The 24502-nt window shown below is 57.3% G+C and carries 24 protein-coding genes; 5 read left to right on the top strand and 19 right to left on the bottom strand.

Annotated elements, in window-relative coordinates:
* The first annotated feature begins 16 nt into the window (after window positions 1-16).
* A complete protein-coding gene (locus tag MDG893_RS16820; RefSeq protein ID WP_040474720.1) occupies window positions 17-721 on the top strand; it encodes an ABC transporter ATP-binding protein in 705 nt (234 codons plus the stop codon).
* 93 nt (window positions 722-814) lie between these two features.
* Here MDG893_RS16820 and MDG893_RS21275 read toward each other — a convergent pair whose 3' ends face one another.
* From MDG893_RS21275 to MDG893_RS16805, 4 genes are all read right to left on the bottom strand, one after another.
* Window positions 815-1444: an SLC5/6 family protein gene (locus MDG893_RS21275; protein WP_244264445.1), complete on the bottom strand. Its 630-nt coding sequence runs from the start codon at window positions 1442-1444 to the stop codon at window positions 815-817.
* A gap of 79 nt (window positions 1445-1523) precedes the next feature.
* Window positions 1524-2189 (bottom strand): sodium-dependent transporter, encoded by a 666-nt coding sequence (locus MDG893_RS21270; protein WP_007155020.1) that lies wholly within the window; start codon window positions 2187-2189, stop codon window positions 1524-1526.
* Window positions 2190-2258: 69 nt separating this feature from the next.
* Window positions 2259-3443 (bottom strand): amino acid aminotransferase, encoded by a 1185-nt coding sequence (locus tag MDG893_RS16810; RefSeq protein WP_007155019.1) that lies wholly within the window; start codon window positions 3441-3443, stop codon window positions 2259-2261.
* On the bottom strand, window positions 3436-6954 hold the full coding sequence (locus MDG893_RS16805; RefSeq protein ID WP_007155018.1) for an indolepyruvate ferredoxin oxidoreductase family protein: 3519 nt from the start codon (window positions 6952-6954) through the stop codon (window positions 3436-3438). Before MDG893_RS16805 ends, MDG893_RS16810 begins: the two co-directional genes overlap by 8 nt.
* A 157-nt stretch (window positions 6955-7111) precedes the next feature.
* On the opposite strand from MDG893_RS16805, the gene MDG893_RS16800 reads away from it, so the two are divergent.
* On the top strand, window positions 7112-7591 hold the full coding sequence (locus MDG893_RS16800) for an Lrp/AsnC family transcriptional regulator (protein ID WP_007155017.1): 480 nt from the start codon (window positions 7112-7114) through the stop codon (window positions 7589-7591).
* A gap of 64 nt (window positions 7592-7655) precedes the next feature.
* Here the strand turns inward: MDG893_RS16800 and paaZ are convergent, their stop codons facing one another.
* The 12 genes from paaZ to paaF all read right to left on the bottom strand — a co-directional run bounded on the left by paaZ (window position 7656) and on the right by paaF (window position 20004).
* A complete protein-coding gene (paaZ, locus tag MDG893_RS16795; RefSeq protein WP_007155016.1) occupies window positions 7656-9701 on the bottom strand; it encodes a phenylacetic acid degradation bifunctional protein PaaZ in 2046 nt (681 codons plus the stop codon).
* A 91-nt stretch (window positions 9702-9792) separates the two neighbouring features.
* The gene (gene paaE / locus MDG893_RS16790) at window positions 9793-10872 is read right to left on the bottom strand and encodes a 1,2-phenylacetyl-CoA epoxidase subunit PaaE (RefSeq protein ID WP_007155015.1); all 1080 of its coding nucleotides are present in this window, start codon (window positions 10870-10872) and stop codon (window positions 9793-9795) included.
* A gap of 13 nt (window positions 10873-10885) precedes the next feature.
* Window positions 10886-11455: a 1,2-phenylacetyl-CoA epoxidase subunit PaaD gene (paaD, locus tag MDG893_RS16785; protein ID WP_007155014.1), complete on the bottom strand. Its 570-nt coding sequence runs from the start codon at window positions 11453-11455 to the stop codon at window positions 10886-10888.
* Complete coding sequence (paaC, locus tag MDG893_RS16780) at window positions 11439-12203, bottom strand: 1,2-phenylacetyl-CoA epoxidase subunit PaaC (RefSeq protein ID WP_007155013.1); 765 nt, start codon at window positions 12201-12203, stop codon at window positions 11439-11441. Before paaC ends, paaD begins: the two co-directional genes overlap by 17 nt.
* Window positions 12204-12215: 12 nt before the next feature.
* Window positions 12216-12497 (bottom strand): 1,2-phenylacetyl-CoA epoxidase subunit PaaB, encoded by a 282-nt coding sequence (gene paaB, locus MDG893_RS16775; RefSeq protein WP_007155012.1) that lies wholly within the window; start codon window positions 12495-12497, stop codon window positions 12216-12218.
* Between the two features lie 16 nt (window positions 12498-12513).
* A complete protein-coding gene (paaA, locus tag MDG893_RS16770; RefSeq protein ID WP_007155011.1) occupies window positions 12514-13506 on the bottom strand; it encodes a 1,2-phenylacetyl-CoA epoxidase subunit PaaA in 993 nt (330 codons plus the stop codon).
* Window positions 13507-13811: 305 nt separating this feature from the next.
* Window positions 13812-15122: a phenylacetate--CoA ligase PaaK gene (gene paaK, locus MDG893_RS16765; protein WP_007155010.1), complete on the bottom strand. Its 1311-nt coding sequence runs from the start codon at window positions 15120-15122 to the stop codon at window positions 13812-13814.
* 61 nt (window positions 15123-15183) lie between these two features.
* A complete protein-coding gene (gene pcaF, locus MDG893_RS16760; RefSeq protein WP_007155009.1) occupies window positions 15184-16413 on the bottom strand; it encodes a 3-oxoadipyl-CoA thiolase in 1230 nt (409 codons plus the stop codon).
* 14 nt (window positions 16414-16427) lie between these two features.
* Entirely contained in the window at window positions 16428-16874 is a 447-nt protein-coding gene (paaI, locus tag MDG893_RS16755; RefSeq protein ID WP_007155008.1) for a hydroxyphenylacetyl-CoA thioesterase PaaI, read from the bottom strand.
* Complete coding sequence (gene paaH, locus MDG893_RS16750; protein ID WP_007155007.1) at window positions 16871-18391, bottom strand: 3-hydroxyacyl-CoA dehydrogenase PaaH; 1521 nt, start codon at window positions 18389-18391, stop codon at window positions 16871-16873. The genes paaI and paaH overlap by 4 nt, the downstream gene beginning before the upstream one ends.
* Window positions 18392-18394: 3 nt before the next feature.
* A complete protein-coding gene (gene paaG, locus MDG893_RS16745; protein ID WP_007155006.1) occupies window positions 18395-19186 on the bottom strand; it encodes a 2-(1,2-epoxy-1,2-dihydrophenyl)acetyl-CoA isomerase PaaG in 792 nt (263 codons plus the stop codon).
* A gap of 44 nt (window positions 19187-19230) precedes the next feature.
* Window positions 19231-20004 carry a 2,3-dehydroadipyl-CoA hydratase PaaF gene (gene paaF / locus MDG893_RS16740; protein ID WP_007155005.1) on the bottom strand — a complete coding sequence of 258 codons (774 nt, stop codon included), beginning with the start codon at window positions 20002-20004 and terminating at the stop codon, window positions 19231-19233.
* Window positions 20005-20365: 361 nt separating this feature from the next.
* Between paaF and MDG893_RS16735 the strand changes: the two genes are divergently transcribed.
* The gene (locus MDG893_RS16735; protein WP_007155004.1) at window positions 20366-20959 is read left to right on the top strand and encodes a phenylacetic acid degradation protein PaaY; all 594 of its coding nucleotides are present in this window, start codon (window positions 20366-20368) and stop codon (window positions 20957-20959) included.
* A 12-nt stretch (window positions 20960-20971) separates the two neighbouring features.
* On the opposite strand, the gene MDG893_RS16730 is transcribed toward MDG893_RS16735, so the two are convergent.
* From MDG893_RS16730 to MDG893_RS16720, 3 genes are all read right to left on the bottom strand, one after another.
* Window positions 20972-21871, bottom strand: a complete 900-nt coding sequence (locus tag MDG893_RS16730; RefSeq protein WP_007155003.1) for a haloalkane dehalogenase — start codon at window positions 21869-21871, stop codon at window positions 20972-20974.
* 122 nt (window positions 21872-21993) lie between these two features.
* Window positions 21994-22242 (bottom strand): hypothetical protein, encoded by a 249-nt coding sequence (locus tag MDG893_RS16725; protein ID WP_007155002.1) that lies wholly within the window; start codon window positions 22240-22242, stop codon window positions 21994-21996.
* A gap of 120 nt (window positions 22243-22362) precedes the next feature.
* Window positions 22363-22707, bottom strand: coding sequence for a hypothetical protein (locus MDG893_RS16720; RefSeq protein ID WP_007155001.1), 345 nt, complete (start codon window positions 22705-22707; stop codon window positions 22363-22365).
* Window positions 22708-22857: 150 nt separating this feature from the next.
* On the opposite strand from MDG893_RS16720, the gene MDG893_RS16715 reads away from it, so the two are divergent.
* Both MDG893_RS16715 and MDG893_RS16710 read left to right on the top strand, forming a co-directional pair.
* Window positions 22858-23973, top strand: a complete 1116-nt coding sequence (locus MDG893_RS16715; protein WP_007155000.1) for an AI-2E family transporter — start codon at window positions 22858-22860, stop codon at window positions 23971-23973.
* Between the two features lie 81 nt (window positions 23974-24054).
* Window positions 24055-24480 carry a peptidoglycan-binding domain-containing protein gene (locus MDG893_RS16710; RefSeq protein WP_040474717.1) on the top strand — a complete coding sequence of 142 codons (426 nt, stop codon included), beginning with the start codon at window positions 24055-24057 and terminating at the stop codon, window positions 24478-24480.
* Window positions 24481-24502 lie beyond the last annotated feature (22 nt).

The following is a 24502-nucleotide window of genomic DNA, read 5'->3' as shown; positions in this document are numbered from 1 at the left end:
GCAGGCCAGTCAGGAGATGCTGTCTATCCGAGGGCTGGTAACATCTTATGGCCAGATCGAAGTGCTGCATGATGTGGATATCCACATCAATAGTGGTGAGATTGTATCGCTTGTCGGTGCCAATGGTGCCGGCAAATCAACCCTCCTGATGACGATCTCCGGGCTGCAGCCTACTGATCGGGGCGCAGTTTCCTTTGAAGGCAAGGACCTAGCGAAGATCGCAGCGGACCAGCGGGTGGCTGATGGCATCGTGCAGGTGCCTGAGGGCCGGCAGGTTTTCAAGGACCTCAGTGTCCATGACAACCTTCTTCTGGGAGCCTATACCCGTGGAAAAACCCCCGAGATAATGGACGACCTGGAGCGCATGTACACCAAGTTCCCCATCCTTCGCCAGAAACGCCATAACCTGGCTGGTGAGCTTTCCGGTGGCCAACAACAGATGCTTGCCATGGGGCGGGCACTGATGGCCAAGCCAAGACTGCTGCTTCTCGACGAGCCCAGCATGGGCCTTGCACCGTTGATCATCGAAGAGATTTTCAACATCGTTAAAGAGCTCAAGGAGGAGGGCATTACCATTTTCCTGGTTGAACAAAATGCGTCTCAGGCATTGGCACTGGCCGACCGTGGCTATGTATTGGAGACCGGAAAGGTGGTGATTGAGGGAACCGGCCAGGAACTGCTCAGCAACGAGAAGGTGCGTGAGGCGTACCTGGGTATGTAATGTGTTCCCGGCTCTGTGAAAACGGCCGCGAAAAAGCCCCGCACGGAGGCGGGGCTTTGGTGCTTCACCATCTGTGAACCTTTTGTGGGGCCGTCAGATGAGATTGTAAAGGAACACCACCGTGATGCCAGCGGGCGTCAGATACCGGAGCACCAGCATAAAGGCCTTGTAGGCTCCGCCTTGCAGGCCGATATCCGCTGCCAGTCCTTGCCGCTTCATGGCCCAACCTGCGAACAGTGCAATCGTGAGTCCGCCCAGGGGCATCATCAGATTGGAGACCAGGAAGTCGAGCAGGTCAAACACCGTTTTGCCCTCAAAGAACGGGATGAAGCTCAGCGGATGTAAATCTTCCCATACGTTGAACGACAGTACCGTACCGATTCCGATAAACCAGATCGCCAGCCCGCCACCAATCGCACTCTTTGCCCGGCTGACCCCTTTGTGCTCTTCCAGCCATTCCACCACCGGCTCCAGCATGGAGATAGCAGAAGTAATGGCCGCCACCAGAAGAAGAGCGAAGAAAATGGTGCCAAAAAGCGCACCGCCGCTCATCTGGCCGAACGCCAGTGGCAGGGTCACGAAGATCAGGCCGGGGCCGGTTCCGGGTTCGAGGCCATTGGCAAACACCAGGGGAAAGATGGCGAGGCCGGCGAGCAGCGCCACGCTGGTATCAAGAACGGCATGGTCATTGCCGTTCTGGCAATATTGACGTTCTTTTGGCAGGTAGGAGCCATAGCCATAACACGCATCCCGATGCTGAGAGTAAACGCGGCATGCCCAGACGGTCAGAAGCCGGCCGTGCTCAGCTTGCTGAAATCGGGAAAGAACAGAAGCTTACTGCCCGGCCGAAGCTGCCACTGTTCATGGCATAGATCACCATGACAACCAAAAGCAGAAACAGCAGTGGCATCAGCATGTTGACAGCTTTCTCGAGCCCTGAGCGAATACCGCGGCCAACGATAACCACCACAATCGTCATGAATACCGAATGCCACAACAACAGTTCCCAGGGGTTTGCGAGCAGTCCGCCGAACTGACCACCAATGGTCTCGGCGTCTGCGCCGGTGAACAGGCCGGAAGCGGCCTTGCCAATGTAAACCAGAGCCCACCCACCAATGACGGCATAAAACGATAACACCAGGAACGAGGCAATCACGCCGTTCCAACCGATCACTCTCCAGCCCCGGGACGCTCCCTCGGTTTGGGTCAGGGTGCGCATGGTGGCTACGGGGCTCTGGCCACCCCGGCGGCCGATCATGGTTTCAGCGATCAATACCGGTATTCCAATGAGGAAAATGCAGGCCAGGTAGACAAGAACGAACGCGCCGCCGCCGTTCTCTCCGGTAATGTAGGGAAACTTCCAGATGTTTCCGAGGCCAACGGCCGAACCGGCAGCTGCCAGGATGAAGGCCATCCTTGAAGACCAGAGGTTGTTGGCCTGCTGGTGTGATTGGGTACTCTGACTCATTGTGGTCTCCGGTTATTTGTTTTTGTCGGATTAACGTTGCAGGTGTGATTGATGGTCGGGACGGGCGGCTTACTTGAGGACGTTGTTCAATGCGTCCGCCACCCGTGGCAGGATTCGATCGTTAAGCCCTGCTACATTGACGCGGCTGCTGTCGAGCAGGTAGATGCCATGCTCCTTCCGTAACCGGACGACGTGCTCTGGGCTGATCCCGAGGAACGAAAACATACCTCGTTGACGGGCAATGAAACGGAAGTCTCCCACCGGGGCTAATGTGTCGGCAAAGGCATGGCGCAGGTGCAGTATGCGCTCGCACATGCCATTCAGTTCGTCCTGCCATTGGGCTCGCAATTTCTCATCTCCCAGAATGGTTTCCACGATGGCCGCGCCATGGGCCGGTGGCATGGAGTAATGAGAGCGGATGATGCCAAGCAACTGACTCGTTGCCGCCGAGTTGACGGATGCCGTACCAGAGATCAGCGCCAGGGCTCCCGTGCGCTCGCGATAAAGCCCAAAGTTCTTGGAGCAGGACGCAGCAATGATCATTTCCGGCACGGCACCTGCCAAATGCCTCACACCTGCCGCGTCAGCCTCGAGGCCTTCACCAAGACCCTGATAGGCCATGTCCACGAATGGCAGCAGGCCCTTGCGCTGAATCAGGCTGGTGACTTCTTTCCATTGCTCCAGGTTCAGATCCGCGCCTGACGGGTTATGGCAGCAACCATGAAGTAGCACCACATCACCCGCCTTGGCGGTTTCAAGGGTTTCCTGCATGCCGGCGAAGTCTACCTCCAGCGTTTTCGGATTGAGGTACGAATATTCGCGGATGGTCAGGCCCGCTCCCCCCAGGAGTGGGAGGTGATTAGCCCAGGTTGGAGTGCTCACCCATACGGTGATGTCCGTTTTACACAGGCGCAGAAACTCAGCCGCCATCCGTAGGGCACCACAGCCGCCTGGAGTCTGGACAACGGAGGTTCGGCCATCTCTGATCAGCGGACTGTTGTCCCCCAGGATCAGCGCTGCCATGGCGTTGTTGAAGCCAGCAGAGCCTGCGGGCCCGACATAGCTCTTGGTGGTCTCTCCCTCCAGCAGGCGCCGTTCGGCTTCGGTCACGGCGGCCATGATGGGCGTGTTGCCGGCGTCATCCTTGTAAACGCCAATACCCAGGTCCACCTTATCCGGCCGGGTGTCTTCCCGGAACTGAAGCATCAGTTGCAGGATCGGGTCCTGCGGCAGGGGATTCAGGGCTTCAAACATGATTCGCCTCCTTATCGGCCTGCTGGGTGCGGATGAGGGTTGGGCGGCCGGTGTCGAGCGCCTTGATCAGTTGGGTCTGTTTGTCCCGGATGGCGTCGGCCGCCTGCTCGCGTACCGGGCCATAGCCTCGAACGTCGGCGGGCAGCTCGGCCAGTTGCAGGAAGGTTTCGTAGTTGCTGGCATCCAGCTCCCGAACCATCCTGGCGACCAGGTTCTGGTAGTCTTTCAGCATGGCGCGATCCAGTTTCCGGTCTGCTGAGTAACTGAACGGGTCCACCGCGGTTCCGCGCAGGCCGCGGAGTTTTGCCAGCAGCCGGAAGGCCCGGAACATCCAGGGGCCGAACCGGCGCTTTTTTGGGCGTCCCTGGGCATCGGTTTCTTTGCCGAGCAGGGGCGGTGCCAGGTGAAAGTGGACCTTGAAGTCACCCTCAAAAGTTTCCTGCACTTCTTGCATGAAGTCCGTTTCCGCAAACAGCCGGGCCACTTCATACTCGTCCTTATAGGCCATCACTCGATACAGTTGCTGTGCCACGGCACGGGTCAGGAGCAGGTTTGTCTGCCCCAGGGCTTCCTCGGCTTTCCGGACTTCGGCAACACTGGCCCGGTACTGATCGGCCCAGCGCCGGTTCTGATAGTTAACCAAGTGCCCGTGACGGGTCTCGATCAACTCATCAAGGGTCGGCTCGGACTTGGCATCCACAACGTTCGCGCCGCCGGTGTCCAGCAGGTCCGTTACCGCACTCAGATCAACAGACGCCACGCGGCCCCAGCCGAAGGCTTCCTTGTTGCGATCAACGGCCACACCGTTGAGTTCTATGGCCTTCATCAGGGCTGCTTCAGACAGGGGCAGTAGCCCTTTCTGCCAGGCAAAGCCAAGCATCATGACGTTGGAGAATACGGTGTCCCCCAACAGTTTCTCGGCGATCCCATTGGCGTCGAGTTGGTTGAAGTGGTCCTGCCCCACCGCCTCCCGGAGCAGGCCGAGTCGCTTGTCGGCCTTCATGTCCGCATCGCGAAAGAGCACATAATCGGCGGTAGGCAGTTCGGCTTCGTTGGCAACAATCCGGGTGTGGTTCGGCCTCAGTACACTGAGGGCTTTCTGGGAGGAAGCGACCACCAGATCGCAAGCGATAACCGCATCGGCCTGACCGTTGCTGATTCTTACCTGGTGTAGCTTGTCCGGAGACGGTGCCATCCGCACATAGCTGAGAACGGTGCCACCTTTCTGGGCAAAGCCCATGAAATCCAGGACCGAAGCGCCTCGGGATTCCAGGTGTGCAGCCATGGTGATCAGTTGTCCCACGGTGACGACGCCGGTACCGCCAACACCACCAACGAGGAGGTCGTAAGAACCGGTCATTTCCGGCAGATCGGGAGTTGGGAGAGCTGCCAGCCTGCTGGTTAGCACCGAGCCGGTATCCATGCCTCGGGACTTGCGCAGTTGCCCGCCTTCAATGGTGACAAAGCTGGGGCAAAAGCCATTGACGCATGAGAAGTCCTTGTTGCAGGAGGACTGGTCAATCTTGCGCTTTCGGCCCAGTTCAGTTTTACGTGGCACAACCGACAGGCAGTTGGACTGCACCGAGCAATCGCCACATCCCTCACAAACATGGTGATTGATAAACGCCCGTTTTGTCGGGTCCGGGAACTGCTTGCGTTTGCGACGCCGGCGCTTTTCAGCTGCACAGGTCTGATCGTAGATCAGCACTGTGCAGCCTGGAATGTCCCTCAGTTCCCGTTGGACCGCATCCAGTTCGGAACGGTCGTGGAAGGTGACGTCATTCGGAAACTGGCCCTCATGCCCTTCGTACTTTTCGGGTTCATCGCTGAGCACCACGACCCGGCGAACGCCTTCGGAGGCCACCTGCTGGGCAATCATGGGCACGGTGATCTGGCCATCCACCGGCTGGCCACCAGTCATGGCGACGGCGTCATTGAACAGGATTTTGTAGGTAATGTTGATTCCGGCTGCCACTGCCTGGCGGATAGCCATGGAGCCCGAATGGAAGTAAGTGCCCTCGCCGAGGTTCTGAAACACATGGGGGTTGCCGGTGTAACGGCTCTTGCCGATCCAGTTGACCCCTTCGCCACCCATCTGAATCAACGATTCCGTGTTCCGGCCCATCCAGGAGGCCATGAAGTGGCAGCCGATGCCCGCCAGCGCCTTGCTGCCTTCGGGCACTTTGGTAGATGTGTTGTGAGGGCAGCCGGCACAGAAATAGGGCAGGCGCCTGACGCCGCCCGGATCCTGAGCATTGGACATGACGCTGATCTCTGCCATGCGCTCACTGAAGTCCAGGGAGAAGAACCGGCCAAGCCTGGCAGCCAGGAAGCCGGCAACCAGCTTCGGGCTCAGCTCACCGACATAGGGAATCAGCGGGCGCCCCAACTCATCCTGCTTGCCGGTAATCAGTACCTCGCCGGGGCGATCCGGCTCGGACATGTACTCTTTGATCTGGCTTTCGATGATGCCCCGCTTCTCTTCTATGACCAGGACTTCTTCCTTGTCATGAACGAAACTGAGAATGCCGCGGCGCTCCAGAGGCCAGACCATGCCGATTTTATAGATATCCAGTCCCAGGTCCCGGGCTTTATCTTCATCGATTCCGAGGAGATCGAGAGCTTCCAGCAGGTCCAGGTGGCCCTTACCGGTGGTCACAATACCGAAACGGGCTTGTTGATTGTTGTACAGGCAGCGGTCAATCGGGTTTGCTCTGGCAAAGGCCTGCACGGCCGCCAGTTTATGTTCGATCCGGGTTTCCAGCTGCGGGCCAGGCAGGTCCGGCCAGCGATAGTGAAGACCGCTTTCGGGGGCCGTGAAGTCGTCGGGGGTTACAAACTCCGGTTCGGGTGGCAGGTCGACGGAAGCGGCGCTTTCCACCGTCTCGGAGATCGCCTTGAAACCCACCCAGCAGCCACTGTAACGGGACAAAGCGTAGCCCCAAAGGCCGAATTCCAGATACTCGGCGATGTTAGCCGGGTTGATGGTGGGCATGAAAAAACTCATGAACGCCACGTCGGATTGGTGGGGCATGGAGGATGACACGCAGCCATGGTCATCACCGGCGACCACCAGAACACCACCATGAGGGGATGAGCCGTAGGTGGTGCCGTGCTTCAGTGCATCGCCTGCGCGATCCACGCCAGGCCCCTTGCCGTACCAGAGGCCAAACACACCATCCACCTGCCGGTCATCGTCGGTTTCCACCTGCTGGGTGCCAAGCATGATGGTGGCGGCCAGGTCTTCGTTAATAGCCGGGACGAAGTCGATGCAGTTGTCGTCCAGCAGGGATTGGGCCTGCCAGAGCGCCTGGTCATACGCGCCGAGAGGGGAGCCGCGGTAACCACTGACCAACCCCGCCGTGTTTAATCCCTGTTTCCGATCCAGAGCTGCCTGCATCAGGGGTATGCGGACCAAGGCCTGTGTTCCTGTCAGAAAAACCCGACCTGACGTCCGCAAGTAGCGGTCTTCGAGTTTGTACTGGTCAAGCTGAGGGGAATCGGCGGACATGGAGTCCTCCTTTTAGTCGATATTATGACCAAAATTCTAGAGAGAAGTTCGCAAAAGGTGCTTGCGAATTAGGCAGCAGTCTGGATGGTTTGCGAAAGATTATTTTGTTGGACACAATGCTTAGAAAGGATATTGCACGAAAATAAGGTGTTACTAAATGAAACAGGTTGATCTCGATAAGCTGGACCAGAGAATCCTGTCGGTGCTCCAGCAGGATGGTCGTATCAGTAACCAGCTACTGGCGGAACAGGTGGGGTTATCGCCAGCCGCCTGCTGGCGGCGGGTCCGGACCCTGGAGGAAAATGGCGTGATCCTGGGATACAGTGCCAGGCTGGATCCTGAAAGCGTCGGGCAGGGGCTCTGCGTACTGGTAAACCTGTCATTGCAGAGGCACAACCTCGACAGCACGGCGGAGATCGAGCAGCAGGTTAGCAGCTACCCAGAGGTGCTTCAGTGCTTTGCCGTAACGGGGAGTGCTGATTTTGTCCTGCGGGTCGTGGTACCAGACATGGCCAGTTACGATCGATTCCTGAACAGCAAGATCTTTACCTTGCAGGGCATTGCCCAGGTGCATTCAAACTTCGCATTGCGGGAGATCAAGAACACCGAGACCATCCCGGTGGATGGTCTGGTGTGAGGTTATTGAAGCAGAACCCGGGCAGGTGCCTGAAGGGTTGGGGAAAAAGCCCGGGAGCCCGAGGTTATTCGGGCTTTTTTGCAACCAATGTCAGAATGTCGTAGCTCGCAACCAGTTCGTCGTTCTGGTTGTGAACCTGCACATCCCAGACCACCACACCCTGAGGGTGTCCGTCTGGCGACGTCCGGCCCTGATCAATCTTGCGCTTGCAGGTTAGCCGCGCCCTGATCGTATCCCCTGGGGCTACGGGTTCGATAAACCGCAGGGTGTCCAGGCCGTAATTCGCCAGAACCGGACCTTCTCCCGGAGACACGAACAGGCCTGCCGCTGCGGACAGTACGAAGTAGCCGTGGGCAATGCGCTTGCCGAACTGGGATTCCCGCGCTGCAAGCTCATCGAAGTGCATGTAGAAATGGTCGCCGGAGAGGCAACCGAAGTTGACGATGTCCGCTTCGGTAACGGTACGGCGGTGAGTCAGCAAGGACTCGTTGATCTGGAGATCCTCAAAATGGCGGCGGAACGGATGAATCTCAGTTTCGATAACATCAGCGCCACGCACATACTCGCGGGTGACCGCTGCCAGCATACTGGGAGAACCCTGGATTGCCGTGCGTTGCAGATAGTGGTGTACCGCGCGAATGCCACCCAGTTCTTCGCCTCCGCCAGCACGGCCAGGGCCGCCATGCTTGAGCATCGGCAGGGGGGAGCCGTGGCCCGTAGATTCTTTCGCTGCTTCTGCGTCCAGCAGATGTAGCCGGCCGTGGAAGGCGGCAAGCAGTGGTGCGATTTTGCCGGCAATAGCGGGATCTCGGGTGGTCAGAGTGGTGACCAGAGACCCTCGGCCTTTCGAACAAAGATCGACAGCATCCTCAATGGAGTCGTAAGGAACCACGGTGGCGACCGGCCCGAACGCTTCAATATCATGGGCTCCGCAGCCGTTTTCCGGGTTTCGGCACAGCAGCAGATGAGGCTCAATGAAGGCGCCGTTCTCGGTACCCTCGCCGGTGGGCTTGAAGTTGCCCTCGCCGCCGACCACCAGTTCACTGGTTTTGAGCAGTTCCTGGATATTGGCTTTTACATCTTCCATCTGATCGATGGAGGCCAGTGCCCCCATCCGCACGCCTTCCACGGAAGGATCGCCAACGGTGATTTTTGACAGTCGCTCTTTCAGCTTGTCGCAGACAGCATCGACTTGATCTTTGGGCACCAGAACGCGACGGATCGCGGTACATTTCTGACCGGCTTTGGCGGTCATCTCGCGGCCCACTTCTTTGACAAAAATGTCGAATTCTTCGTGCTCGGGAGTCACGTCTGGCGCGAGGATTGCGCTGTTCAATGAGTCGGCTTCCGCATTGAACGGGATCGAGCGGTTAATGATGTTCGGGTGGTTTCTAAGCTTACGTGCGGTGGCGGCGGATCCGGTGAAGGTGACCACATCCTGTTCTTCGAGGTGCTCGAACAGGTCGCCAGTGCTGCCGATGATCAGTTGCAGGCTGCCCTCCGGCAGGGCACCGGATTCCTGCATCAGGCGAACCGCCAGTTCGGTCACGTAGCAGGTGGATGTAGCCGGTTTTACGATGGAGGGCATGCCCGCCAGGAACGTAGGCGCGAATTTCTCCAGCATGCCCCACACCGGAAAGTTGTAGGCATCAATGTGAACGGCCACACCGCCCCGGGGCACCAGGATGTGTGTGCCGGCAAAGTGGTTATTTTTGCCGAGTGGTGTTACCGGGCCTTCGTGCACCACGTTGCCGGAAGGAAGCTCACGCCGCCCCATGCTGGCGTAGGAAAACAGCGTGCCGAAGCCGCCATCAATATCGATGCCGTTGTCACCCTTGGTCGAGCCGGTGTGCATTGACAGTGCGTAGAGTTCTTTTTTGTGTTCCTGAAGGTATTGCGCCATGGCCTTGAGTGCCAGAGCGCGCTCCTGGAAGTCCATGGCCATCAGGTTCTTGCCGCCAACGGTGCGGCCGTATTCCACGGTTTTCTTGAAATCGAGGGTATCGTCGTGGGTGTGCGCCACGGTCTGGCCGTTGATGGCGCTAGGCAGGGCCTTGGCGGCCGTGTCACCGACCCACTGGCCGGCAATGAAACTTTTCAGGACTGACATGGGGAACTCCGTTCGTTTCTGAACTGCCAAGGCAAGCCCCGCTTGCGTGGAACTTGCCTTGCTCGTGTTTTGCTTGTACGTCTTCTGGAAACTACATCTCGTCGTAATCCAGAATCACCTTGTCGCTGATCGGGTAGCACTGGCAGGAGAGCACATAGCCGGCTTCCACTTCGTAGTCTTCCAGAGCAAAGTTCTGGTCCATTTCCACTTCGCCTTCTAAAACCTTTGCGCGGCAAGTGGAGCAAACGCCGGCTTTACAGGAGTAGGGCAGATCCGCGCCTTCTTCGTTACCGGCATCCAGAATGCTTTTGGTGTCTCGAACCAGTGGGAACGTCAGGGTGCGGCCATCGGCAATCACGGTGACTTCGCTCACCGACTTCGGATCTACCTGGGATGGGGCTCTGTCCTTGCGGGCTTGGGGCGCACCACCGGCCGGCGTGAACAGCTCGAAGTGAATCCTGCTCTTGTCCATGCCGTGGCGAAGCAGCGAGTCCCGCACGTCTTCCGTCATTAGCTGGGGGCCGCAAATGAAGGCTGCGGTGAGCTCCTTGGCGTTTATCCAGTGATCAAACAGCGCGTCGCATTTGTCGTGGTCAATTCGCCCGTTGTACAGGTCAATGTCCTGCTCTTCTCGGGTGAAGATGTAAACCAGGTTCAGCCGTGCCATGAACTCATTCTTGAGATCCTGTAGCTCGTCCCTGAACATGGTGCTGCTCGTGGCCTTGTTGCCGTAGAACAGGGTGACCTCGCTTTTGGGCTCGGTTTCCAGCGTCGTCTTGACGATCGACAGGATCGGAGTAATGCCGCTGCCAGCGGCTACCGCCAGGTAGTTGCCTTCCCGCTCGGGGTCCAGATCAATGGAGAAGTGGCCCTGGGGGGGCATGACTTCCAGCGTTTCTCCGGGTTTCAGCTGTTCATTGGCAAACGTGGAGAAGCGGCCGCCCGGAACCTGTTTGACCGCAATACGAAGCTCCTGGTCGTTAACACTGCGGCAGATCGAATAGGAGCGGCGCACTTCCTCTCCATCCAGCTGCGTTCTGACAATCAGGTGCTGGCCCTGCTTGTAGCTGAACGTGTCTGCCAGATCCTTAGGCAGATCAAAAGCAAGTGATACGGCGTTTCTTGTTTCAGGTCTGACCTCTTTGAGGGTCAGTGAGTAAAATTTATTCATGATCGTATCGGCTCTAGATGCATTTGAAATAGTCGAAGGGCTCGAGGCATTCCGTGCAGCGATAAAGGGCTTTGCAGGCGGTTGATCCAAACTCACTGACCTGTTCCGTATCCGTGCTGCCACAGTGGGGGCAGGCAATGATGTCCGGCTCTCCCAGCAGGCTCAGTTTGCTGGAACTGCCTTCGGGGGGAGCGATTCCGAACGCCCGAAGCTTTTCTTTGCCTTCGGCTGTGATCCAGTCGGTGGTCCAGGCCGGGGTCAGCACCTGGTTAATGTTCGGGGCCCGGAAGCCTGCGGCGCGCATGGCTTCGATGATCAGTTCTTCGATCAACTCGGTAGCCGGGCAGCCGGAGTAGGTAGGCGTGACATCAATGGACAGTTCTTTGCCATCCCATCTCACGGCACGGACAATCCCGAGTTCCACGACGCTTACCGCCGGCACCTCAGGATCCTTTACCTCTTCGAGAAGTGCCCAGATGTCATCCTCGGTCAGCAGATCGGGACGGGCGTTTGCCGGCACCCGATCGCTGGCAATCAGAATGTCGACGGCTGACCGGCTGTCTGGGTTACCAGGTTGTGGCATCGGGATAGGCCCTTTGCAGGAACTGCATTTCTGCCAGAATAAATCCAAGGTGCTCGGTGTGCTCGCCGTGCTTGCCGCCCATGTACATCCAGGCGTCATCGGCACCCGGTGTCAGCGTTGCCTGGGTGAGCACTTCATTGACCATTTCGCGCCAGTTGCTGGCAAGCTGGTCTGGCTCTGGGCCAATGCCCGCCTCGGCCATGATGTGATCGGTATCGTTCGGGGTAATCAGTTCGCCCGTGAAACGCCAGAGGATATCCACGGCGTCCTGCATGCGGCGATGGCTTTCCTCGGTACCATCGCCCAGACGCTTGATCCACTCGGAAGACCGGCGCAGGTGATAGGTGGCTTCCTTTAATGCCTTCGCAGCAATGCCGGCAACGCGTTCATTGCTGGAGTCGACCAAGCTGTTGAGCGTCAAGTAATGCCATGCATCAAAGAAGAACTGACGGCCCATGGTGACGGCATAATCCTCATTGGGCTGCTCAGTCAGCAGCAGATTGCGGTAATTATGGGCATCGCGGCGGAACGCCAGTTTGTCGGCATCGCCACCGTCATCAATCAACTCTGCGGCGTATTCGTACCAGTTGCGGGCCTGGCCAACGAGGTCAAGGGCAACGTTCATCAGCGCCAGTTCTTCCTCCAGCGCCGGGGCCTTACCGCACAGCTCGCATAATCGCTGGCCCAGGATCATGTCGGAATCTGCCAGGCGCAACAGGTATTCCTGTAATGCTTCTGCTTGTGTCATTGGAACAGCTCCTTACATGTGTCCGACTTCATCGGGCAGCTCGTAGAAAGAAGCGTGCCGATAAATCTTGTCTTCCGACGGGTCGAAAAGTACTTCTTTCTCGTCGGATGCGGAGGCTGTAATGGTGTCCGAGGGAACAACCCAGATGCTCACGCCTTCGCTGCGGCGTGTGTAGAGGTCGCGGGCGTTTTCCATGGCCATCTCGTTGTCAGAGGCATGAACGCTGCCCACGTGCTTGTGGTTCAGGCCGTGCTTGGACCGTACAAAAACTTCGTAAAGGCGCCATTCAGACATGTGTATTCCTCCGGTATCAAGCGGCTTGAGTGCGCTGTTTTTGTTTTTTGGCATAGGCGACGGCCGCTTCGCGAACCCATCGGCCCTCGTCAATTGCTTTTTTGCGAGTGTTGATGCGCTCGCGGTTGCAAGGGCCGTTGCCCTTGAGAACGTCGTAGAACTCCTGCCAGTTGATCTCGCCAAAATCGTAATGGCCGGTTTCTTCGTTCCACTTCAGGTCTGGATCCGGTGCGGTGCACCCGAGGAACTCGAGCTGGGGAACGGTCTGGTCAATGAACATCTGGCGAAGTTCGTCGTTGCCCTTGCGCTTGATCTTCCAGGCCAGGGATTGCTGTGAGTTCGGGGACTCATCGTCGTGCGGGCCGAACATCATCAGGGACGGCCACCACAGGCGGTTGATTGCGTCCTGCACCATGGCCTTCTGTTCGTCTGTACCTTCACGCATCAGGTCCAACAGAATCTGATAGCCCTGGCGCTGGTGGAAGCTCTCTTCTTTACAAATGCGAACCATGGCGCGGGAGTAGGGGCCGTAGGAAGTGCGCTGAAGCACCACCTGGTTGACGATGGCAGCGCCATCAACCAGCCAGCCAACGGCGCCCATGTCAGCCCAGTTCAGGGTTGGGTAGTTAAAGATGCTGGAGTACTTGGCCTTTCCCTGGTGCAGCTTTTCGATCTCTTCATCTCGATCAGCACCGAGGGTTTCCATGGCGCTGTATAGGTACAGGCCATGCCCTGCCTCGTCCTGGATCTTGGCCATCAGTTGAAGCTTGCGTTTAAGGGTGGGCGCGCGGGTGACCCAGTTGCCTTCCGGCAGCATGCCGACGACTTCAGAGTGGGCGTGCTGGGAGATCTGGCGAACCAGGGTTTTGCGATAGCCTTCAGGCATCCAGTTCTTGGCTTCGATCTTGATCTCGGCGTCGACCTTTTCCTGAAATTCGCGCTCCTGGGGCGACATCTCTTCTTTCGTTTTAAGGCGCTTGCTGCCTGTTTCAACGAGCTGGGCGTACATATTTTACCTCCGAATCGGGCTTATCGTTCTGCTGCTTCCGGGCGCATGCGGCCCGTCGGTCGTTTCAGAGCGTTACCCTCATAATATATGACACTGAATAAAAATCAAGAATCATCTTTGTGTGTCATGTTTTGTTTTTTGATAAGCGTTATTTTGTCTAATTTGCTGTTGTAAAAGGAAAAACTTAAAACCAAGGTGATTTTTAAAATCACTGGAAATAATAAGAATAAAAAATATAAGAAATCAGTTGGCCGAGAAGAGCGTGATCGGACTACGACCCGGTCACGCTCTGGTGCGACAGGAGCTTACGGATTGCGGCGGTCGAAAACCCGTTTGGCCTTGCCTTCGGAACGCGCGATGCTGTTTGCCTCAACCACATGGATGCGGGTACTGATGCCGATGTACGACTTGATGTGATGAGCCAGTTCTTTGGCGGCCGCAGCGCGGATCTCTGAACTGTCAGACGTGCCAGGTTTCAATTCCGTGCGTATGTCAACGCAGTCCAGGTTGCCCTCTTTATAGACCTCAATTTCATAGTGTGGTGCTAATGCGCTGCACTTCAGAACCTGCTCTTCAATCTGGCTCGGGAACACGTTGACGCCACGGATGATCAGCATGTCATCGCTGCGGCCGGTGATCTTGTCGATACGGCGCATCGGGCGTGCAGTCCCCGGCAGCAGGCGGGTGAGATCACGGGTACGGTAGCGCATGATCGGCAGTGCCACCTTGGTCAGGGACGTAAATACAAGTTCGCCATACTCGCCGTCCGGCAGAACGTCTCCGGTCACCGGGTCGATGATCTCGGGATAGAAGTGGTCCTCCCAGATGGTGGGGCCATCCTTGGTTTCAAGGCACTCCATACCCACGCCAGGCCCCATAACTTCGGACAAGCCGTAAATATCCAGCGCCTGAATGCCCAGGCGTTCCTCTATTTCGTTGCGCATGGCGTTGGTCCAGGGTTCAGCACCGAAGATGCCAAGGCGCAAGCGCAGTTTGTGCGGGTCAACGCCTTGCCGCTCCATTTCGTCGGCGATGTTGAGTATGTAGGACGGTGTCACCATGATGATGTCAGGCTGAAAATCGGTGATCAGCTGAACCTGCTTCTCCGTCTGCCCTCCGGACATGGGAATGACGGTGCAGCCCAGGCGTTCGGCGCCGTAATGGGCGCCCAGGCCACCCGTGAACAGGCCGTAACCGTAGGCAACGTGGACCTTGTCGCCGCGGGAACCACCACCGGCCCGAATGCAGCGGGCAACAATGTCGGCCCAGGTGTCGATGTCGCCCTGGGTGTAGCCGACCACAGTGGGCTTTCCCGTTGTGCCGCTTGAGGCGTGAACGCGAACGACTTCATCCATTGGGGTGGCGAACATGCCAAATGGGTAATTGTCCCGAAGATCTGACTTGTTGGTGAACGGAATTTTGGCCAGGTCGTCCAGCGATTTGATGTCCATTGGCTTGAGGCCGATTTCATCAAACGCTTTGCGATAGAAGGGGACATTGGTGTAGGCATGGGCCACGCTCCAGCGCAGGCGCTGGAGCTGCTCGTGGCGAAGCTCGTCAATGCTGGCGGTTTCCATTCGGTCGAGGTTGCCGAGTTTTTGTGATGGTAGGCTCATAGGTTCGTCCTGCGCTTATTGTGCTTAACGTTTGTACTTAGCGGGCGCTGTACCTGAATATTCAGGCAACGTTCTCCACCCTCTCAATAATCAAAGCGATGCCTTGCCCAACGCCGATGCACATGGTGCAGAGTGCAAAGCGGGCTTTCTGCCCCTGCTTGTGGCGGCGCTCGAGTTCATTCACGGCGGTCGTCACCAGGCGTGCGCCACTCATCCCAAGGGGGTGGCCCAGGGCGATGGCCCCGCCATTCGGGTTGACGTGTTCAGCGTCGTCGGGCAAGCCGAGATCGCGTGTGACGGCAAGCGCCTGAGCGGCGAAGGCCTCGTTTAATTCGATAACGTCCATGTCAGCAAGCTCCAGCCCAGCCGTTTTCAGCACCTTTCGGGTCGCCGGGGCAGGGCCGAAGCCCATAATGCGTGGCTCAACACCCACTGTCGCCATGGCGACGACTCGGGCCCGTGGTTTCAGCGTGTACTGCTTTATGGCATCGGCATTAGCGAGCAGGAGTGCACACGCACCATCGTTGACGCCAGACGCGTTGCCCGCTGTCACGGAGCCGTTTTCGCGGAATGGAGTTGGTAGTGATGCCAGCTTCTCTACGCTGGTTTCCCGGGGGTGTTCATCGGTGTCAACCACCAGCGGGTCCTGCTTGCGGCGTGGAACGCTGACCGGCGTGATCTCGGTTGCAAGCCGGCCGGCGGACTGGGCTTCGGCTGTACGCTGTTGGCTTCGTGCGGCGAATGCATCCTGATCTTCCCGGGAAATATCAAACTGCTCTGCAACGTTCTCGGCGGTTTCAGGCATAGAGTCGATTCCGTACTGTTTTTTCAGCACTGGATTGACAAAGCGCCAGCCAATCGTGGTATCGAAAATTTCCGCTTTCCGACTGAAAGGGCTTTCGGATTTGCCCATCACAAAAGGCGCACGGGACATGGATTCGACGCCGCCTGCGAGCATCAGGCTGGCTTCGCCGGTGCGGATTGCCCGCGCAGCGCTTCCGATTGCGTCCATACCTGAGCCGCAGAGGCGGTTAATGGTGCTGCCGGGCACGTCGATGGGAATGCCGGCTAACAGCAGTGACATCCGGGCAACGTCACGATTGTCTTCCCCCGCCTGGTTAGCGCAGCCATAAAGAACGTCATCAATCTTCGACCAGTCCACGCCCGGGTTGCGTTCCATCAGGGCTTTCATCGGGATGGCCCCGAGATCATCGGCCCGAACGGATGCAAGGGCGCCACCGTAACGACCGATGGGGGTGCGTATGGCGTCAACGATGTAGGCGTCTTGCAAGAGATTGCTAGTGGTCATGACTTTGGCTCCGAATTAATGACAGCGCCGCGGACCTGGTAGGATTTTCCCCGGAAGAGGGCAACGGTGCGGCCATCCTGATTGGTTATAGTGATGTCGTACACGCCGGTTCGGCCACCACGGGATTGCTCCTCGGCGGCGGCAGTCAGTATGTCGCCAGCCTTGGCGCCATACATGTAGTCGATGCTGCACCCGGAGGCGACGGTTGCTTTGTCATAGGTGTTGCAGCTAAAAGCAAAGGCGGAGTCGGCCAGGGTAAACAGGTAACCGCCATGGCAGGAGCCATGCCCCTGGATCATGTCTTCTGTGACCGCCATGCTCAGGACGGCCCGGCCTGGAGCGATCGACTCGATTTTCATGCCAAGTTTCTGGCTCGCCCGGTCACGGGCAAACATGGCTTTGGCGCAATTTTCGGCGAGTTCTTGTGGGGTGCTTTCGCTCATTTGTAGAATCCTTTTCCGGCGTGGTGATTCTTCCGGAGCAGCAGTGCTGGCCGGTAGCGGTCCTCGCCATAGCTGTTCTGAATATTGGTCAGAACCTGGAGCACCCGGCCATTGCCCAGTCGATCGCTCCAGCTCAGCGGACCTTCGGGGTAGTTCAGGCCTGCTTTCATGGCGAGGTCGATGTCTTCTTTGGTCGCAACGCCGTGCAGTTCCGCATCGGCGGCTTCGTTCGCCAGTGTGGCTACGGTGCGCATGACCACCAGGCCGGGTCGGTCCTTAACAGCGCTTACGGCGATATTTGTCATTTGAAGCAGGGCAACGGCATCGTGACGTGCCTTTTCGGAAGCCTGATCTGAGAAGCAAAGAGCCAATCTGGTGGCTTTCCCAAAGTCGAATGCCAGATCAAACAACGTCAGATCTGGGGTGCCTTCCGCTTGGGCGCGCTCGGTTGCCATCCGGCCGTCAGTGAGTGCCAATACCGCATCCCCGAATCGAATCTGCCCAGGGCCATCACGCTCGACGATTTCCAGGCCGGCGTCGCGGAAGCGGTTGATCAGCGCGGAGGCTGGCCCCAGGTCGCCTTCAACGATCAGTGTTGTGTCGTCACTCTGTCGGGCTGGTTCGGTGTCTGGTGCCGGGCGTTCACTGCCATCGGTATAGCTGTAGAAACCCTGCCCACTCTTGCGGCCCAGGCGGCCGGCCTCCACCAGCTCCTTCTGGATAAGGGAGGGGAGAAAACGGGCGTCCTGATAGTAGGCTTTGAAGACCGAATTGGTTACCGCGTAGTTGACGTCATGGCCGATCAGGTCGGTTAGCTCAAACGGGCCCATCCGGAAGTTTCCGGCTTCCCGGATGATGGCGTCCAGCGTCGCCGGGTCGGCAGCGCCTTCCTGTAGCAGTCGAAGGCTTTCGGCATAAAAGGGCCGTGCTACCCGGTTAACGATGAAGCCGGGCGTTGAGGTGGCGAATACGGGCTTCTTGCCCCAGTTGGCCGCGGTAGCGTGGACAATCTCTGCTATAGCATTGTCCGTAGCCAGACCTTTGACGACTTCCACCAACGCCATTAGAGGGGCCGGGTTAAAGAAATGCATGCCGACCAGTCGTTCGGGGTGGCGGAGTTTGGCGCCAAGGGCGGTCACCGAAATGGACGAGGTGTTGGTGGCCAGAATGGTGTCCTTGCTACACAGCTCTTCGAGGTCTGTCAGCAACGAGTGTTTGATCTCAAGATCTTCAATAATGGCCTCAATGACCATTCTGCTGTCGGCGACTTCCGAAAGGGCGTTGACCGGATGAATGCGACTGACAATGGCATCGACGGCCTGTTGTTCCATCTTGCCTTTGTCCACCCGGCGCTGCAGTTGTTTTGCGATACCATCCCGGCCGGCGGTGGCAGCGCCATCGCGTTGGTCGTGAAGGTAGACCCTGTGACCCGCCTGGGCGGCGACCTGGGCGATGCCGGAACCCATGGCACCGGCACCGATGACGGCAATCGTGGTCTGGGTATCAAGTGCCTGCATTGATTATTTCCCCTTGAAGGTCGGCGTGCGTTTTTCCATAAAGGCGGCAACGCCTTCGCGGTAATCCTCGGAGCGGCCGGCCATGCGCTGGAGGTCACGCTCGAGGTTGAGCTGCTCTTCAAAAGTGTTGCTGGAGCTGGCGTGCAAGGCCCGTTTGATAAGCGCAAGGCCTTTGGTGGGCTGAGTGGCAAAGTGCCGTGCCAGTTTCATGGTCTCTTCCATCAGCGTTTCGTCATCAACGCAGCGCCAGATCATGCCCCAGTTTTCGGCCTGCTCAGCACGGATCTTGTCACCAAGCAAAGCCATGCCTTTGGCGCGAGCCATCCCTGCAATCCGAGGCAGTGTCCAGGTACCACCGGAATCGGGTATCAGGCCCAGTTTGCAGAAGGCTTGCACGAAGCTCGCTGAACGAGCGGCCAGTGTGATGTCGCAGGCCAGAGCAATGTTGGCGCCAGCGCCGGCGGCAACCCCGTTCACGGCACAAAGGACCGGCATGGGCAGGTCTCTCAGGCTTCGCATCATGGGGTTGTAGTACTTTTCCAGGGACTCGCCCAGGTCAGGAGCGTCCTGATCCGGTGCCACACTGCGGTCAGACAGGTCCTGGCCCGCACAGAAGCCCCGGCCGGCGCCGGTAATGACCAAGACACGAACAGAGCTGTCTTTACGCACCTGGCTGATGGCCTTTCGCATCTGCTCGTGCATCTCAACGTTGAAGCTGTTCAGGTTGTCTGGGCGGTTAAGGGTAAGCTGGGCCACACCCTGATCGATTTCCAGAAGAATGCTCGGCTGAGTCATGGCGGTGTCCTATAGGTGGAGTGATGAGTGGTTATCAATAACGCTTATTGGCCGTTGAAACGGGGCGAGCGTTTCTCTCGAAACGCATCGAGGCCTTCCTGTCGGTCTGCCGTGCCAGCGAGTAAGGTGAAGGCGTGTCTTTCAAACCGAAGGCCGTCGCTAAGACTCATGTCGTCGGCTTTGCGAACCGATTCTTTGGTGAGGCGGACGGCAATCGGCGCCTTCCGGGCAATGGTTTGGCCAATCTCGATGGCTCTTTCAACGGTCAGTTCGGGCTGGCTAATCTCGCTGACGAGGCCGGCCTGGAGCGCTCGCGTGGCATTGATCTGTTCACCGGTGAGCGCCATGTGCATGGCAAGGGCTTCACCGACCTTACGTGTTAGACGCTGGGTGCCCCCAGCGCCGGGCATGATTCCCAGATTAATCTCCGGCTGACCGAAACGGGCGTTCTCTCCAGCGATCAGAATGTCGGCGTGCATTGCCAACTCACAGCCGCCGCCGAGTGCAAAACCGTTAACGGCGGCAATGATCGGTTTGGTAAAGCGAGCGATTCGCTCCCAGTGAGCGACTCGTGGGTCCTCAAGTATTCCCACCAGGTCACGAGCGGCCATTTCATTGATGTCAGCGCCGGCTGCAAATGCTTTCTGATTCCCGGTGATGACTATCGCGCGAACCTCAGGGTCGGCTTCTGCGTCATCCAGGGCTTTGGACAGGTTGTTGAGCAGGTCCGTGTTCAGGGCGTTTAGAACATCAGGGCGGTTGAGAGTAAGGACCTGGACGCCTTGTTCGGGCGCATCAACAAGCAGGTTGTGTGGCATAAAGAATCCGATGTGGCTTTGTTTTTGTCTGGACGAAACGAGCAGGCCAGTATTCCGATAATGTGACGCTCCGCCTGCGCAATGACCAATTGCTAAATTAGTATATCTATTAATTGATACCGGTCAAGGTTTTGTGAATGGATGTTTTGTATCATATCAATCGATATCGGCTTTCATGTTTTAAATTTATGATAATAAAGTAAAAAAATTCGTTTTTCGGTTTTATCCTATGAGGTTTAGAGGGTGTTTGGCTGAATTTTTGTCTATATTTCTTCAGTATAATGTCGGAAAGTGCTTGGTAAGTTTGAGAAAATGAATCAGAATTTTGGACGGCTTTAAGATTCGGAGAAAGGAGAGATGCATGCCGAGTTACAGTATTGAAGGCGTTCAACCTGTCGTTCATCCAACGGCTTACGTACACCCAACCGCGATCTTGATCGGAGACGTGTGGGTCGGGCCTGATTGTTACGTGGGGCCGGCCGCTTCCCTGCGTGGTGATTTCGGGCGTGTTGTGCTCAGGGAAGGTTCGAATGTCCAGGACAATTGCGTCATGCATGCGTTTCCTGGCATGGATACGGTGGTTGAGAAAAGTGGCCATGTGGGGCATGGCGCGATACTCCACGGCTGCGTTGTCGGGGAGGATGCAATGGTGGGTATGAATGCCGTAGTCATGGATGAGGCAGTGATTGCTCCCCGGTCCATCGTTGGCGCCTGTGCTTTGGTTAAGGCCGGTTTTCAGTGTGAGCCGGCGTCTTTGGTTGTTGGGGCGCCAGCACGGGTCATTCGGACGTTAAGTGATAATGAGGTGGCGTGGAAAGCCAAGGGCACGGAGGAATACAGGCGGCTTACGATGCGATGTCATGCGAGCCTCCAGGAGTGTCCACCACTAACCGAGGCGGACAGTGATCGGCCCAGGGTCGACGCTGGCGATTTCCAGCCCAAGCATCAGTCTTGACGATTGGCGGCCTTAGGCCGCCATTTCAGACTTGCATGCATCAATAATGATGCGTGCAAAATCGTCGGGAGAGTCTTCCTGCAGGAAGTGCCCGCCGCGTAAGGTGATGTGCGGTTGGCCATGGGCGCCGGGAATGCGGCGTTGCATGTATCTGTCTCCGCCCCGGGTAATGGGGTCACCGCTACTGAAGCATGTAATAAACGGCTTTTTCCAGGTTTCCAGAATGCGCCAGGCCGCCTTGTTAGCGTCGCTTGACGGGTCTTCGCCGGAAACGGGGACCAGTTTCGGAAATGCACGGGCACCTGCCTTGAATTCTGCAGATGGGAATGGTGCTTCATAGGCTGCAATTTCGGCTTTGCTCAGGGCCCTTTCCGTTCCAAGCTGAACAATCCGTCCGACTGGAAACCAGGGGCTGTGTGCTGCAAAGGTTTTCCATAGCGAGAAAACAGCAGGCACCGGCGTCTCTCCGGTCGGCAGCATGCCATTACCGACAATGATCCGTCGGAAGAGTTGAGGGTGTTCGGCCGCCAGTCGCAGGCCCAGAAGCGAACCCCAGTTCTGACAAACCAGTGTGATGTTCTTCAGGCCCTGGGCTTTAAGCCACGCGGACAGCCACGCCATGTGGCGCTCATAACTGTAATCGCCCACGTCGGCTGGCTTGTCGGATTTACCGAACCCGATCAGGTCGGGAGCCAATACCCGATGGCCCGCATCTGCCACCAGTGGAATCATGTGGCGGTAAAGGTACGACCAGGACGGCTCTCCATGCAGCATGAGCACGGGCGACGCGTCGCTCGGGCCTTCGTCTACATAGTGCATTCTCAGGCCTGGCTCTACGTCCAGATAATGAGGGGTAAAAGGGTAATCCGGAAGACCTGCGAAGCGGGCTTCATCGGTTCTCAGAATACGCATGCCATCGACTGTCCTGACTGAGTGGTTGCGTGGCTGGTGTTACTGCAGCCTTCAGGAATCAGGATAAATCAGATGGGAATTTTGTGTGTTTGGTTTACGTAACAGTGCGTTGACTGTTTGAATCAGGACGCTTTGCTGAAGAGCTCGTCTGGGTCATCAAGCCGCGCCAATGCTGCATCACAGCAATTCAGAGCGCCACAGTCGTCGGCCGAGCACAAGGCAAGGGTCTGACAGTGGCCGCTTTGGGGCCGCATTTCTTCGTTGCGGAAAATGCGGCTACGGGACAGGGTGGAGCGACAATGCCCGCACAGTAACGTGGGAACGGCACTGCTTTCCGAAGCGATGGCGTTGTAATGTTCTGTCTTTTGCATAAATAAACCTCCATTGCCTCCAACGTAAGGGCGAACTGTGACAATTCAAAGTCAGTTGCACGAGAAGTAAGGCAAGAACTACGAAAGTGCGCCCGAAAGGGCTCATACATCAGTGCGGCTTCAATGATCCGGGTCAACAACCGGGCGACGATTCGAGCGTTTGTCTTCCCAGTCCAGGGACTTCGGGTCGTACCAGCCGATTTTGTCGAGGACCTTCTCCCGTGTGGCAGGCGACAGCGTTGGCCACAGTTCCTGAAAGTCTTCCAGGCCCTGCTCCCGTTGTCGTGCCTGTTTACTCTGCAGGCGACGGATGATCTGCGGAAGCTGCAGGGCTTCGCCCAGCTGGCCCGGTATCAGTACTTCCTGGCCCATCACTTTGCGGCGGTGCGTTCTGGCTGCCAGCACGCGATTGAGGGCGGCGACCGCATCCAGTGCCGTTTCAATATCAAACTCTTCGTTATCCAACGTCGCGACCTGTTTAACGAATGACCAATAACCGTCCACTATAACCTGAAAGTCGCTAGACTGGCCACGATGGCGTGGTAGTCTAGGCCCATTCAGATCCGCAGCCCACCTACTGTGAGACGACGACACTCAGGTTCAGGTAATTTCACTATGTACGGAAAACTCGAGACACGGACCTTTCTGGCCATGCTGGTTGGGGTTTCCCTGGCGTTCATTCTGCTGATGAAGCCTTTTTTTGGCCCTATTTTCTGGGCCGTGGCCATTGCGCTGATTTTTCATCCGGTTCGCGAGTATCTGGCTCGGCGGTTGGGAGACCGTCCCAATACCATTGCCCTGCTAACACTACTGATCTGCATGGTGATTGTTGTCATACCGGTGCTGGGGTTGGTGACGTCGCTGGTGGCAGAGGGGTTGTCCCTCTATCAGCGAATCCAGGAGGGGCAGCTACGCCCCGGCGACTACATCGACAGGGTTATCCAGTCGTTTCCGGCCATTGAGTCGTTTTTCGCCCAGTTTGGTTTGGACTTCGCAGAAGTGAGGGATCGCGTGGTCAGCGGCTTTGTGGGGGGCAGTCAGTTTCTGGCAAAACAGGCGCTCGGTTTTGGTCAGAATACCTTCCAGTTCTTTTTGGGGCTGGCGCTGATGATCTACCTGGCGTTTTTCCTGCTCCGTGATGGCAGCAAACTGGTGGATCTGTTGATTCGTGCGCTGCCACTGGGTGACGAGCGTGAGCGTCTGTTGTTTGCCAAGTTTGCGGAGGTCACCCGGGCCACGGTCAAGGGTAACTTGCTGATTGCCGTTATCCAGGGAGCTCTTGGCGGCGGTATTTTCTGGATTCTGGGCATTCAGGGTGCGCTTCTCTGGGGGGTGGTGATGGCGATTGTGTCACTGCTTCCTGCCGTTGGCGCGGCGCTGGTCTGGGTACCTGCGGCGCTCTATCTGGCCGCGACAGGAGAAATGGTGTCGGCAATTGTGTTAACGGCGTTCGGAGTGATTGTGATCGGGCTCGCGGACAATCTGCTTCGACCGGTTTTCGTTGGCCGGGATACCAAGCTGCCCGACTACATTGTTTTGCTCTCCACTTTGGGCGGGATAGTGATGTTCGGTATTAACGGATTTGTGATGGGCCCATTGGTCGCGGCCCTGTTCATGGCGTTCTGGGGTATTTTCATACGCGAGTTTGGGGAGTCGGAACAGGCTCCGTCAGTAAATGTGTCTGCCCCCGCTACAGAATCACAACAATCGGATCGGTCCGGCAGTGCTTAAAATATGTTAGTCTTTGGTCGTAGTGTCCATCCTGTAGGGACTGGCAACACAATAAAAAACGACAGGTAACTGGAGTAGATCATGGCTAGGCAAATATTCACTCACGTCCGTATATTGGCTGCTATCCTCGCGGGGGCAATGGCCCTGGCGGTGGCCCCAGCGGCGTTGGCAAACGATACCGTAGCGCTAAAAAATGCCCTTTATGCGGCGGGTTATGACATTAACAATGTCAGTCCGCAGATGGATGACTCCACCCGCTCCGCGTTGACCGCGTTTCAAAAGGATCAGGGTTTGAACGCCTCTGGTGTGCTTGATGACGCCACCAAGAAAGCGCTGGGTATGGTTCACGTTCAGGTTGCGGCTGCAGGGTCGTCCGGCAACGCCGGAGCGTCACAGGGTTCAGGCACTTCGAGTGCGGCCGCGGAGCCGGAAACGGACGAGCCAGCAGAGCAGGCGCAAGAAGATGATATAGAGGAAGATGACGACGGTGGCTGGTCCTTCTTTTAGGCCCTGATAACCTGTTTTCCCT

This window comes from Marinobacter algicola DG893, assembly GCF_000170835.1.
GTDB classification, from domain to species: domain Bacteria; phylum Pseudomonadota; class Gammaproteobacteria; order Pseudomonadales; family Oleiphilaceae; genus Marinobacter; species Marinobacter algicola.
Note: the sequence above shows the minus strand (reverse complement) of the source record. Positions and strands in the feature narration are given on the sequence as shown.

What these genes read in the sequence shown, in the direction of transcription:
- MDG893_RS16810 (WP_007155019.1), bottom strand. Translation starts at nt 3,443, where the DNA reads ATGTTTGAAGCCCTGAATCCCCTGCCGCAGGACCCGATCCTGCAACTG.
- MDG893_RS16735 (WP_007155004.1), top strand. Translation starts at nt 20,366, where the DNA reads ATGCCGAGTTACAGTATTGAAGGCGTTCAACCTGTCGTTCATCCAACG.
- MDG893_RS16805 (WP_007155018.1), bottom strand. Translation starts at nt 6,954, where the DNA reads ATGTCCGCCGATTCCCCTCAGCTTGACCAGTACAAACTCGAAGACCGC.
- paaF (WP_007155005.1), bottom strand. Translation starts at nt 20,004, where the DNA reads ATGCCACACAACCTGCTTGTTGATGCGCCCGAACAAGGCGTCCAGGTC.
- paaE (WP_007155015.1), bottom strand. Translation starts at nt 10,872, where the DNA reads ATGAATAAATTTTACTCACTGACCCTCAAAGAGGTCAGACCTGAAACA.
- paaA (WP_007155011.1), bottom strand. Translation starts at nt 13,506, where the DNA reads ATGTACGCCCAGCTCGTTGAAACAGGCAGCAAGCGCCTTAAAACGAAA.
- paaI (WP_007155008.1), bottom strand. Translation starts at nt 16,874, where the DNA reads ATGAGCGAAAGCACCCCACAAGAACTCGCCGAAAATTGCGCCAAAGCC.
- MDG893_RS16730 (WP_007155003.1), bottom strand. Translation starts at nt 21,871, where the DNA reads ATGCGTATTCTGAGAACCGATGAAGCCCGCTTCGCAGGTCTTCCGGAT.
- MDG893_RS16800 (WP_007155017.1), top strand. Translation starts at nt 7,112, where the DNA reads ATGAAACAGGTTGATCTCGATAAGCTGGACCAGAGAATCCTGTCGGTG.
- paaZ (WP_007155016.1), bottom strand. Translation starts at nt 9,701, where the DNA reads ATGTCAGTCCTGAAAAGTTTCATTGCCGGCCAGTGGGTCGGTGACACG.
- paaB (WP_007155012.1), bottom strand. Translation starts at nt 12,497, where the DNA reads ATGTCTGAATGGCGCCTTTACGAAGTTTTTGTACGGTCCAAGCACGGC.
- MDG893_RS21270 (WP_007155020.1), bottom strand. Translation starts at nt 2,189, where the DNA reads ATGAGTCAGAGTACCCAATCACACCAGCAGGCCAACAACCTCTGGTCT.
- paaH (WP_007155007.1), bottom strand. Translation starts at nt 18,391, where the DNA reads ATGCAGGCACTTGATACCCAGACCACGATTGCCGTCATCGGTGCCGGT.
- paaG (WP_007155006.1), bottom strand. Translation starts at nt 19,186, where the DNA reads ATGACTCAGCCGAGCATTCTTCTGGAAATCGATCAGGGTGTGGCCCAG.
- MDG893_RS16715 (WP_007155000.1), top strand. Translation starts at nt 22,858, where the DNA reads ATGTACGGAAAACTCGAGACACGGACCTTTCTGGCCATGCTGGTTGGG.
- MDG893_RS16710 (WP_040474717.1), top strand. Translation starts at nt 24,055, where the DNA reads ATGGCTAGGCAAATATTCACTCACGTCCGTATATTGGCTGCTATCCTC.
- paaC (WP_007155013.1), bottom strand. Translation starts at nt 12,203, where the DNA reads ATGACACAAGCAGAAGCATTACAGGAATACCTGTTGCGCCTGGCAGAT.
- paaD (WP_007155014.1), bottom strand. Translation starts at nt 11,455, where the DNA reads ATGCCACAACCTGGTAACCCAGACAGCCGGTCAGCCGTCGACATTCTG.
- paaK (WP_007155010.1), bottom strand. Translation starts at nt 15,122, where the DNA reads ATGAGCCTACCATCACAAAAACTCGGCAACCTCGACCGAATGGAAACC.
- MDG893_RS16725 (WP_007155002.1), bottom strand. Translation starts at nt 22,242, where the DNA reads ATGCAAAAGACAGAACATTACAACGCCATCGCTTCGGAAAGCAGTGCC.
- MDG893_RS16820 (WP_040474720.1), top strand. Translation starts at nt 17, where the DNA reads ATGCTGTCTATCCGAGGGCTGGTAACATCTTATGGCCAGATCGAAGTG.